The 10,810-nt window shown below is 72.4% G+C and carries 9 protein-coding genes; 2 read left to right on the top strand and 7 right to left on the bottom strand.

The genetic code is table 11. The annotated features are described in order from the left end of the window. A partial coding sequence (locus tag ABD330_RS13285) for a hypothetical protein (protein ID WP_344464359.1) occupies positions 1–371 on the top strand: 371 nt, incomplete at its 5' end. Positions 372–558: 187 nt separating this feature from the next. Here the strand turns inward: ABD330_RS13285 and mltG are convergent. The 5 genes from mltG to ABD330_RS13260 all read right to left on the bottom strand — a co-directional run bounded on the left by mltG (position 559) and on the right by ABD330_RS13260 (position 5,871). After that, positions 559–1,740, bottom strand: a complete 1,182-nt coding sequence (gene mltG / locus ABD330_RS13280) for an endolytic transglycosylase MltG (protein ID WP_344464357.1) — start codon at positions 1,738–1,740, stop codon at positions 559–561. 78 nt (positions 1,741–1,818) lie between these two features. Then, positions 1,819–2,304, bottom strand: a complete 486-nt coding sequence (ruvX, locus tag ABD330_RS13275; protein ID WP_344464355.1) for a Holliday junction resolvase RuvX — start codon at positions 2,302–2,304, stop codon at positions 1,819–1,821. Next, entirely contained in the window at positions 2,304–4,973 is a 2,670-nt protein-coding gene (alaS, locus tag ABD330_RS13270; RefSeq protein WP_344464353.1) for an alanine--tRNA ligase, read from the bottom strand. Before alaS ends, ruvX begins: the two co-directional genes overlap by 1 nt. Then, entirely contained in the window at positions 4,973–5,392 is a 420-nt protein-coding gene (locus ABD330_RS13265) for a DUF6167 family protein (protein WP_344464351.1), read from the bottom strand. The genes alaS and ABD330_RS13265 overlap by 1 nt, the downstream gene beginning before the upstream one ends. 2 nt (positions 5,393–5,394) lie before the next feature. Continuing rightward, complete coding sequence (locus ABD330_RS13260) at positions 5,395–5,871, bottom strand: DUF948 domain-containing protein (RefSeq protein ID WP_344464349.1); 477 nt, start codon at positions 5,869–5,871, stop codon at positions 5,395–5,397. Between the two features lie 268 nt (positions 5,872–6,139). Here ABD330_RS13260 and ABD330_RS13255 point away from each other — a divergent pair, with 268 nt between their 5' ends. Continuing rightward, the gene (locus ABD330_RS13255) at positions 6,140–8,266 is read left to right on the top strand and encodes an ATP-binding protein (RefSeq protein ID WP_344464347.1); all 2,127 of its coding nucleotides are present in this window, start codon (positions 6,140–6,142) and stop codon (positions 8,264–8,266) included. A gap of 208 nt (positions 8,267–8,474) precedes the next feature. On the opposite strand, the gene rpsD is transcribed toward ABD330_RS13255, so the two are convergent. Together rpsD and ABD330_RS13245 are read right to left on the bottom strand one after the other, a co-directional pair. Then, entirely contained in the window at positions 8,475–9,089 is a 615-nt protein-coding gene (gene rpsD, locus ABD330_RS13250) for a 30S ribosomal protein S4 (protein ID WP_344464345.1), read from the bottom strand. A gap of 319 nt (positions 9,090–9,408) precedes the next feature. Then, positions 9,409–10,755, bottom strand: coding sequence for a replication-associated recombination protein A (locus ABD330_RS13245; RefSeq protein ID WP_344464343.1), 1,347 nt, complete (start codon positions 10,753–10,755; stop codon positions 9,409–9,411). Positions 10,756–10,810: the final 55 nt, after the last annotated feature.

The following is a 10,810-nucleotide window of genomic DNA, read 5'->3' as shown; positions in this document are numbered from 1 at the left end:
GGCCAACCACCCTGCTGCTGCGGCTGAGCCTGCTGCGGCTGCTGACCGTACGACGGCTGGCCGAACTGCCCCGGCTGCTGCTGCATCGGCTGCTGCTGAGGAAAGCCCTGCTGCTGCGGGATCTGCTGCTGACCCTGCTGCGGCCAACCACCCTGCTGCTGCGGCTGAGCCTGCTGCGGCTGCTGACCGTACGACGGCTGGCCGAACTGCCCCGGCTGCTGCTGCATCGGCTGCTGCTGCTGTTGCTGCTGGGGGAAGCCCTGCTGCTGCACCTGCTGGTAGTTCTGCTGCTGCTGCCAGGGATCGGGTTGCTGCGCGGCCTCGTCCGGCGCACCGGCGTAGCCGGGGTCGCCTGGGTGCCATGGCCGTGAGCCCTGGGGGCCGTAGCCCCCACCCAGATCAGTCATCGATCCCCTTAAGCCGACGGAGACGGCCGCGCGGCAAGACCGGCCGTCCGGGACCGCGTCCCGATTACGTCTCGAACCGGCGTGCTAGCGCGACGCCAGGAGGGAGACGTTACCGTACCGCAGCCGGGTAGCCCGTCCGGTGGACTCGGTGTCAATGGCCGCTGGCGGTGGGTGAGGACTGCTGCTGCGCCCGGTAGGCGTTGAACTCCGCGACGTTCTTGCCCTGCTGGTCGAGGCTGTCGGTGAAGCGGGTGTCCCCCGGCCGCACGGTCACGAAGTACAGCCAGTCCCCGTCCGCCGGATGCACCGCGGCCTGGATCGCGTCCCGGCCGGGGTTGGTGATCGGGGTCGGTGGCAGGCCGGCGTGCAGATAGGTGTTGAACGGGGAGTCGAGCTTGGTGTCGGTGCTGGTCGTGGTCAGTGAGGAGCGGCCGAGCGCGTAGTTGATCGAGGAGTCGAACTGCAACGGCATCCCCTTCGCCAGGCGGTTGTAGACCACCCTGGCCACCTTCGCCATGTCGTCCGGGTTGTCCGCCTCGCCCTGCAGCAGGCTGGCGATGGTGACCAGGCCGTACGGGCTCTGGCCGGCCCCGGCCGCCGCGCCCTCGACGCCTTCGGCGCCGTAGACCCTGCCGGATTGCTGCACCATCTGCTGGAGCAGCCCGAGCGCCGAGGTGTCGGCGGTGACGGGGTAGGTGGCGGGGAAGAGGAAGCCCTCCACGTTGCCGCCGGTGTAGTCGGGCAGGCCCAGCTCGCCCTGGTGCTGCTGCGCCGTGGCCTGGGTGGTGCCCGCCGCCAGCTTCAACCGTTGGTCGATCGCCGCGAAGACCTGGGTGGCCCGCCGGCCCTCCGGGATGGTCAGCGCGTTGGCGTTGGCCGGGTCGAGCAGCACGTTCAGCGCGGAGACGGCGGCCATCCGCAGGTGCAGCGTGTACGTGCCGGGCTGGATCTTGGTGCTCAGCGGGCTCCTGGCCGCCGCCTCGGTGAACGCCGCCGTGCTGGCCACCACCCCGTCCTTCAGCAGGACCTGGCCGATCTGGGTGAGTGTGGCGCCCTTCACCACCGAGACCTGGGTCTCGCCCGAGCCCGGCCCGGGGAAGTCGGCGGCCGGCGCCTTGTCGGCGGGCCAGAGCAGATACCCCGTCAGAACGGCTCCGCCGAGCACCGCAGCCAGGGCCAGCACGCTCAGGCAGCAGGCCAGCCCGGTGCGCAGCCTGCGCGGGTCGGGCGGTTCGATCCCGTACGGCGCGCCGGGCGGCAGCCCCTCCGGCTCGGCCACCGGCGCGCCGAGGTGTCCGGGGGTCAGGCCCGGTGTGGTGTACGGATCGGTCAAGGCCCCTCCCGGAAAGAGTTGGGGGCCCGTGCGGACGCGTCCGCACGGGCCCCCAACCGGGAAGCTAGACCAGACCGGTCAGCCGGTCGGCTCGACGCACTCGCCGGGCGCGCGGCCACTCACCCGTTCGGTCTCAAGAGCGCTCTGCAGGATCACGACGGCGGCGGCCTGGTCGATCACCGAGCGGCCCTTCTTCGAACTGCGGCCGGAGGCGCGCAGCCCCTGGGCCGCCGTGACGGTCGTCATCCGCTCGTCGACCAGCCGCACCGTGACCGGCGCGACCAGTGCGGCGAGCCGCCCGGCGTACTCCCGGACCTTGACCGCCGCCGGGCCCTCCTTGCCGCTCATCGAGCGGGGCAGGCCGACCACGACCTCGATCGCGTCGTACTCCTCGGCGATCGCCTTGATCCGGGCCTGGGAGCGGCCTCCCGCCGGCACGGTCTCCACCGGCGTGGCGAGCATCCCGTCGGGGTCGCAGGACGCGACCCCGATCCGGGCGTCACCGACGTCGACGGCGATCCGGCGGCCCCGGCGGAAGACCTTCTCCTCAGGCTGCTCGTCCATCAGGCGGAACGCTCCGCGACCAGGGCGCGGACGGCGGCGATGGCCTCGTCCACGGCGGCCGGGTTGCTGCCGCCGCCCTGGGCCAGGTCGTCCTTGCCGCCACCGCCGCCACCGAGGGTCTTGGCGGCGACGCGGACGAGCTCACCGGCCTTGATGCCACGGGCGCGCGAGTCCTCGTTGGTGGCGATCACCGTCAGCGGACGGTCGTTCGCGACGGTGAAGACCGCGACCACGGCCGGACGCGAGCCCAGGCGGGCGCGCAGGTCCAGCACCAGCTTGCGCAGGTCGTCGGCGCCGGTGCCGTCCGGGACGCGGGCGGCGATCAGCGAGACGCCGTGGATGTCCTCGGCGGCCGAGACCAGCCCGGCGGCGGCGGCGAGCACCTTCTCGGCGCGGAACCGCTCGATCTCCTTCTCGGCGTCCTTGAGCTTGGCGAGCATGCCCGAGATCTTCTCCGGCAGCTCCTCCGGACGGCCCTTGACCAGCTCGGTCAGCTGGGCGACGACCGTGTGCTCCTTGGCCAGGAACTTGTACGCGTCCACGCCGACCAGGGCCTCGACGCGGCGCACACCGGCGCCGATCGAGGACTCGCCGAGCAGCTTCACCAGGCCCAGCTGGGCGGTGTTGCCGACGTGCGTGCCGCCGCACAGCTCCTTGGAGAAGTCGCCGATGGTGACGACGCGCACGGCGTCGCCGTACTTCTCGCCGAACATCGCGATGGCACCGGCCTTGCGGGCCTGGTCCATGGTCATCACCTCGGCGGTGACGTCCAGCTCGCGGGCCAGCACCTCGTTGATCTTCTGCTCGACGTCGACCAGGACGCTGCCCGGGACGGCCGTCGGGGAGCCGAAGTCGAAGCGGAACCGGCCGGGGGCGTTCTCGGACCCGGCCTGGGCGGCGGTGGGGCCGAGGGCGTCGCGCAGCGCCTGGTGGGTCAGGTGGGTGGCGCTGTGGGCGCGGGAGACCGCGCGGCGGCGCTCCAGGTCCAGCTGCGCGTACGCGGCCGAGCCGACCGTGACCTCGCCGACCAGCACCGAGCCCTTGTGCACGATGACGCCGGGCACCGGCTGCTGCACGTCGCGGATCTCCACGACGGCGCCGGTGTCGAGCTTGATCCGGCCGTGGTCGGCGAGCTGGCCGCCGCCCTCGGCGTAGAACGGGGTGCGGTCGAGCACCAGCTCGACGTCGTCGCCCTCGTGCGCGGCCGGGGCCGGCACGCCGTCCACCAGCAGACCGACGACGGTGGCCTCGCCGGAGGTGTCGGCGTAGCCGGTGAAGACGGTGGCACCGGCGGAGTCGGCGACGGCGCGGTAGGCCGAGACGTCGGCGTGGCCGTGCTTCTTGGCCTTGGCGTCGGCCTTGGCGCGGTCGCGCTGCTCCTTCATGAGGCGGCGGAAGCCGTCCTCGTCCACCGACAGGCCCTGCTCGGCGGCCATCTCCAGCGTCAGGTCGATCGGGAAGCCGAAGGTGTCGTGCAGCTGGAACGCCTTGTCACCGGCCAGCACGGCGGAGCCGGACGACTTGGTCTCGGCGACGGCGGTGTCCAGGATCGTGGTGCCGGAGCGCAGCGTCTGGAGGAAGGAGGCCTCCTCCGCGACGATGACGGTCTCGATCCGCTTGCGCTCCTCGAACAGCTCCGGGTACTGCGGGCCCATCGCCTCGATCGTCACGTCCGTGAGCGACTGGGCGACCGGCTCGGTGGCGCCGAGCAGGCGCATGTTGCGGATGGCGCGGCGCAGGATGCGGCGCAGCACGTAGCCGCGGCCCTCGTTGCCCGGGGTGACGCCGTCGGCGACCAGCATCACCGAGGTGCGGATGTGGTCGGAGACCACGCGCAGCGAGACGTCGGACTTCTGGCCGGCGCCGTAGCGGTGGCCGGTCAGCTCGGCGGCGCGGCCGAGGATCATCCGGGTGGTGTCGATCTCGAAGAGGTTGTCGACGCCCTGGAGGATCGAGGCGAGACGCTCCAGGCCGAGGCCGGTGTCGATGTTCTGGTTCGGCAGGTCGCCCAGGATCGGGAAGTCGTCCTTGCCCTCGCCGGCGCCGCGCTCGTACTGCATGAAGACCAGGTTCCAGATCTCCAGGTAGCGCTCGCCGTTGACGGCCGGGCCGCCCTCCTCGCCGTAGGCGGGGCCGCGGTCGTAGTTGATCTCCGAGCACGGGCCGCAGGGGCCGGGGACGCCCATCGACCAGAAGTTGTCGGCCTTGCCCAGGCGCTGGATGCGCTCGGCCGGGACGCCGATCTTGTCCCGCCAGATCTTCTCGGCCTCGTCGTCGTCCTGGTAGACGGTGATCCACAGCTTCTCGGGGTCGAGGCCGTAGCCGCCCGCCTCCACGGAGGAGGTCAGCAGCTCCCACGCGTAGGAGATGGCCCCTTCCTTGAAGTAGTCGCCGAAGGAGAAGTTGCCGCACATCTGGAAGAACGTGCCGTGCCGGGTGGTCTTGCCGACCTCTTCGATGTCCGGCGTCCGCACGCACTTCTGCACGCTGACGGCCCGGCTGAAGGTCGGCTTGACCTCGCCGAGGAAGTACGGCTTGAACGGCACCATGCCCGCGTTGACCAGCAGCAGGGTGGGGTCGTCGGCGACCAGGGACGCCGACGGGACGACGGTGTGCCCGCGCTCCTCGAAGAAGCGCAGCCAGCGGCGGCGGATCTCAGCCGACTCCATCACAGGTCCTTCCGATTGGGGGTGCCCCCGGGCAGCTCGTCGAGCTGACGGGGCGTGGGTTCGATAGCTCTGGTACCTCTGCGGGTACCGGACGGGGGCAGGGCGGCGGCCGGGGAGCCCGGCGCCGCCGAGATAGCTCGGTACCCGGCGTCGCGGCGCAGCGCCCGGCGCGGCTGCGGGTCGACGACGGCGGTGCCGTCGAGCCCGAGGTCGGCGCGGAGCTGCTCCTCGCGCTCGGTCATCCCGGCGCGTACCTCGGCGGCGAACCGCTTGGCGGTGTCACCGAGGTGCAGGGCGCCGCGCGCGGCGGTGCCGGAGAGGCTGTCGGGGGTGAGCCGGTGGACGGCCTCGTTGGCCTTGTTCATGGCCCAGACGGTGGCGCCGGCGCCGACCGCCATCCAGAAGATGCGTCGCACCACGGTCAGCCCCTCACGGCTCGGCGGACCCGGCCCAGCAGACCGCCGCGCGGTGCGGTGGCGGCCCGGACCTCGGCCCGGATCAGCCGCGCCAGCTCCTCGCGCTCGCCCGGCTGCTGCGGGAGCGTCAGACCGGCCTGCTGCTTGCTGACGGCCTTGCGGACGCCGTAGCTGAAGGCCGCGACCTTGACCAGCGGGCCGCCGAGCGTGGCGGCGACGGTGGAGGAGAGCGCGTTGGCGTTGGCGGCGGCGTCCTGGACGTTGGCGGTGATCTCGTCGACCCGCTCCAGCTGCTCGTTGGCGCTGCGGACGGCCGCGCCCGCGTCGACCAGCAGCGGCACGGCCTGCTCGGTGACGGCGGAGACCAGCACGGTCGCCTCCTTGAGCACCCGCGAGAGCCGTACCAGCACCACGGCGAGCAGCGTGACCAGGACCGCCCAGAACACGGCCACCAACAACCCGGCCAGCTCTCCCACGGACACCTTGCGCGCTCCCTCGCCTTGCCACTTCCTCAGAGGGGAACCCTACCGTGACCACGTCGCCTTTCCCGACCGGATATCACCCCGTCACGGACTCGGGCGCCGCGCGCGACGCAGCCGCCGCCACGGCGCCCGGTCCGACGCGCTCCAGGGGGCGCGCCCGGCGGACGCGGCACCGGCGCCGGAACCCGCCCCGTGACCTCCCACCGGCCACCTCGTTGGACGGTGCGGCCTTCAGGCAGTCGGCCGGAAGAGGAAGCGGGGGCGGCAGGTGTCCGGAGAGTCGGCGACGGCCGAGCCGCAGGACGCCGGGCTGCGCCCGACGGACGGCGGGAGCGCTGCGGCCGGGCGGCTGCCCGCCGAGGTGACCAGCTTCGTCGGGCGGCGGTCCGAGCTGGACGATCTCGGCCACCTGCTGGGCACCGCACGGCTGGTCACCGTCACCGGCCCCGGCGGCGTGGGGAAGAGCCGGCTGGCGCTGCGGGCCGCAGCAGCGGCTTCCCGGGACTTCCCGGACGGCGTCCGGCTGGTCGAGACCGCCGCCGTGAAGGATCCGCTGCTGCTCGGGCACGCCGTGCTGGAGGCGCTGGGCATCACCGACTCGACGGCCCGGCCCCCGCTCGACGTCCTGGTGGAGCGGCTGGCGGACAAGCGGCTGCTGCTGGTGCTGGACGGCTGCGAGCACCTGGTGGCCGGCTGCGCCGAACTGGCCGCCGCACTGCTCCGGGCCGCCCCGGGCCTGCGGGTGCTGGCCACCAGCCGGGAGTCGCTCCAGACGGCCGGCGAGCACCTGCTGCCCGTCGCACCGCTCCCGGTCGCCGCCCCGGCCGGGGGCGGGCCGCCGGACGCGGTGGCGCTGTTCGCCGACCGGGCGGCGGCGGTGCTGCCCGGCTTCGCCCTGACCGAGCGGAACGCCCCGCAGATCCGGCTGCTCTGCCGGCGGCTGGACGGCATCCCGCTGGCCGTCGAGCTGGCGGCCGGCCGGCTCCGCACCCTGTCGGTGGAGCAGATCGTGCACCGGCTCGACGACCGCTTCCGGCTGCTGACCGGCGGCGCCCGCACCGCACCGCTGCGGCACCAGACGCTGCGCACCACGATCGGCTGGAGCCACGAACTGTGCAGTTCGCAGGAACGTTTGCTCTGGGCCCGCCTCGCGGTCTTCTCGGGCGGCTTCGACCTGGAGGCGGCCGAGTACGTCTGCGCCGGCGACGGCCTGGACGCCGACCGGATGCTGGAGCTGATCGGCGAGCTGGTCGCCAAGTCGGTGCTGCTGCGCGAGGAGGGCGACGGGGTCGTCCGGTTCCGGCTGCTCGACACGCTGCGCGAGTACGGCGGCCAGTGGCTGCGCTCCACCGGGGAGGAGCTGCGGCTGCGCCGCCGCCACCGCGACTGGTACCTGGGGGTGGCGACCTGGGGCGAGGTCGAGTGGTTCGGCCCCCGGCAGACGCAGACCGCCGAGCGGATCCGGCTGGTCCACCCGAACCTGCGCGCGGCGCTGGAGTTCTGCCTCGACGAGCCGGGCGAGGAGCAGCTCGCGCTGCTGCTGGCCGGGACGCTCTGGTTCTACTGGGTCGGCTCCGGCCACCTCGGCGAGGGCCGGTACTGGCTGGACCGCGCCCTCGCGCTCGCCCCGGAGCCGACCGCCGCCCGGGCGAAGGCCCTCTGGGTGACCGGGTACATGGCCACCCTCCAGGGCGACCTGGCCCGGGCGCGTCCCGCACTGGAGGAGTGCCGCCGCCAGGCCCTCGACACCGGGGACGACCGGGCGCTGGCCTACGCCGTGCACCGGCAGGGCTGCGCCGCGCTGATCGGCGACGACCCGGTCCGCGCCACCGAGCTGTTCGAGGAAGCGCTCTGGCACTACAACGCGATCGGCGAGCTCAACAGCAACGTCCTGATGGCGATGTTCGAACTGGGCATCGCCTGCCTCTTCCAGGGTGACGCCGACGCCGGGCAGATCTGGCTGGAGCGGGTGCGGGAGATCTGCGAGGAGCACGGCGAGCAGTGGGCCTACGCGTACGCGCTCTACGCGATGGCGTACTCGGAGTGGCTGGCCGGCGAGGTGCGGTCGGCCCGTGCGTACGCGCGTGAGTGCGTACGGCTGAACCACCTCTTCCGCGACCTGTTGGGGATCGTGCTGGCCATGGACGTGCTGGCGCTGCTGGGGACGGAGGACCCGGAGGCCGACCTGGTCGAGGCCCGGGTGCTGCAAGGGGCGGCGCACCGGATCTGGCAGGCGGTCGGCAAGCCGTTCTTCGGGTCGCGGACGTTCAACGGACCGTACCGCGAATGCGAGGCCCGGGCCCGGGCCGGCCTGACCGAGCAGGAGTTTCTCGACGCGTTCGAGACCGGCTCGGGGCTGGACCTGGACGCGGCGGTGCGGCGCGCTCTCCGCTGACCTCCAGTTGCACTATTCAGGGGCGCGAGGAACTGCGCGAGATCGGAAGGGCACAGGTCGTCACCTTCCGATCTCGCGCAGTTCCTCGCGCCCCTGATTGTGGCTTGCGCCCGGCCGAATGGCGAGGCCCGGGAAAAGGGACGAGCCCCCGCAGCCGCGTGGGCTGCGAGGGCTCGACAGGGTGCCCAGCGCAAAGCTGGGCCGCGGGTCAGCGCGAGTAGTACTCGACGACCAGCTGCTCGTCGCAGATCACGGGGATCTCGCGACGCAGCGGGGTGCGGTCCAGGCGGAACGCCAGGGCCTTGAGGTTGACCTCGAGGTACTTCGGGGTCTGGCCCTCGCCCGCGTAGCCACCCTCACGGGCGACCTGGAACGGAACCTTCTCCTTGCTACGGTCACGCACGGTGACGACGTAGCCCGGCTTCATCTGGAACGACGGCTTGTTGACCTTGCCACCGTTGACCTCGATGTGGCCGTGGACGACCATCTGACGGGCCTGGTAGATCGTGCGGGCGATGCCCGAACGCAGGACCATCGCGTCGAGACGGGTCTCGAGCTCGGCGATGAGAGCCTCACCCGTCTTGCCCTCGACCTTCTTGGCGCGGTCGAAGGCGCGAGCCATCTGCTTCTCGGACAGGTCGTACTGGGCGCGCAGACGCTGCTTCTCGGTCAGACGGACCTTGTAGTCAGAGTTCTGCTTGCGGCCACGGCCGTGCTGGCCGGGCGGGTACGGGCGCGCCTCGAAGTACTTGACGGACTTCGGGGTCAGCGGAATGCCCAGGGCACGGGCAATCTTGACCTTGGGGCGCTTCTGGTTCGCCATGAACCAAACCTCTCTTACGTGTGAATACGGCTTCACCAGGTGTTGACGGAGGTCGCTCCTCGCGACCCGGAGAAAAACCACCCCGAGGGGTGATCAGCCGCTCTCCGAGGCCGGGCACGCATGTGCTTGCACACGTACGGTTCACTGCCGATGACGGTCGTGGTCCGCACGCGACACCGATGACGGTGCGCAACGCTCCTGGAAGCTCCCTAACTCACGAGGGTGCTTCGGGCCGGTGTCCCGCTGGTGCGGACGGTCAGTGGGCTCTCACCCGCTGCCGTGCCCGGGACATGGCACTCCGACCGAGTATACCTGCCGCTCAGTCGCCCTTGAGCCGGCCCCTGGTCCACTCCACGATGTCGGCGTAGCGGGCCTCGCCGCCGTGCCGGGTCGGCCGGTAGTACTCCTTGCCGTGCACCTCGTCGGGCGCGTACTGCTGCGCGGCGATGCCGCCCGGCAGGTCGTGCGGGTACCGGTACCCCTGGCCGTGGCCGAGCTTGGCGGCGCCGCCGTAGTGCCCGTCCCGCAGGTGCGGCGGGACGGCGCCGGCCAGGCCCTGCCGGACGTCCGCCAGGGCGGCGTCGATGGCGAGGTAGGCGGCGTTGGACTTCGGCGCCAGGGCCAGCGCGATGGCGGCCTGCGAGAGGATGATCCGCGCCTCCGGGAAGCCGATCAGCGCGACGGCCTGGGCCGCCGCCACGGCGGTGGCGAGCGCCGTCGGGTCGGCCAGGCCGACGTCCTCGCTGGCGGAGATCATCAGGCGGCGGGCGATGAAGCGCGGGTCCTCGCCCGCCTCGATCATCCGGGCCAGGTAGTGCAGCGTGGCGTCCACGTCGCTGCCCCGGATCGACTTGATCAGGGCGCTGGCGACGTCGTAGTGCTGGTCGCCGTCCTTGTCGTAGCGGACGGCGGCCTGGTTGACGGCCGTCTCGGTGGTGGCGAGCGTGATCGTCCGCTCGCCCTGTTCCAGCGCCGCCCCGGCCGCCGCCTCCAGCGTGGTCAGCGACCGGCGGGCGTCGCCCCCGGCCAGCCGGACCAGGTGGTCCTCGGCCTCCGGCGAGAGCTCCACCGCCCCGGCGAGCCCGCGCTCGTCCGCGACGGCGCGGCGCAGCAGGGTGCGGACGTCCTCGTCGGTGAGCGACTCCAGCGTGAGCAGCAGCGAGCGGGAGAGCAGCGGGGAGATCACCGAGAAGTACGGGTTCTCGGTGGTGGCGGCGATCAGGGTGACCCAGCGGTTCTCCACGGCGGGCAGCAGCGAGTCCTGCTGGGCCTTGGAGAAGCGGTGGATCTCGTCCAGGAAGAGCACCGTCTCCCGGCCGCTCATCCCGACGGCGCGGCGGGCGCCCTCGATGACGGCGCGGACCTCCTTGACGCCGGCGGTGATCGCGGACAGCTCGACGAAGCGGCCTTCGACGGCCTGGCTGATCACGTGCGCGAGGGTCGTCTTGCCTGTCCCCGGCGGCCCCCAGAGGATCACCGAGCTGGTCGCGGCCGGACCGCTCGAAGCCGTCACCAGGCGGCGCAGCGGCGACCCGTCCTTGAGCAGCTGCCGCTGGCCGGCCACCTCGTCCAGGGTGCGCGGGCGCATCCGGACGGCCAGCGGGGCCCGCCCGGGCTCCTTGGCCTGGCGTTCCTCGGCTGCGGCGGTGAAGAGGTCCGGTTCCACGGTGGAAGCGTATGCGAGTGGGCCGACAACCCGGACTCCGCCAGTTGTTCAAATT

The organism is Kitasatospora kazusensis, from assembly GCF_039529945.1.
In the GTDB taxonomy this organism is placed as follows: domain Bacteria; phylum Actinomycetota; class Actinomycetes; order Streptomycetales; family Streptomycetaceae; genus Kitasatospora; species Kitasatospora kazusensis.
Note: the sequence above shows the minus strand (reverse complement) of the source record. Positions and strands in the feature narration are given on the sequence as shown.

Excerpts from the sequence above, each read along its gene's own strand:
- ruvX (WP_344464355.1), bottom strand. The coding sequence starts at position 2,304 with ATGGACGAGCAGCCTGAGGAGAAGGTCTTCCGCCGGGGCCGCCGGATC.
- alaS (WP_344464353.1), bottom strand. The coding sequence starts at position 4,973 with ATGGAGTCGGCTGAGATCCGCCGCCGCTGGCTGCGCTTCTTCGAGGAG.
- rpsD (WP_344464345.1), bottom strand. The coding sequence starts at position 9,089 with ATGGCGAACCAGAAGCGCCCCAAGGTCAAGATTGCCCGTGCCCTGGGC.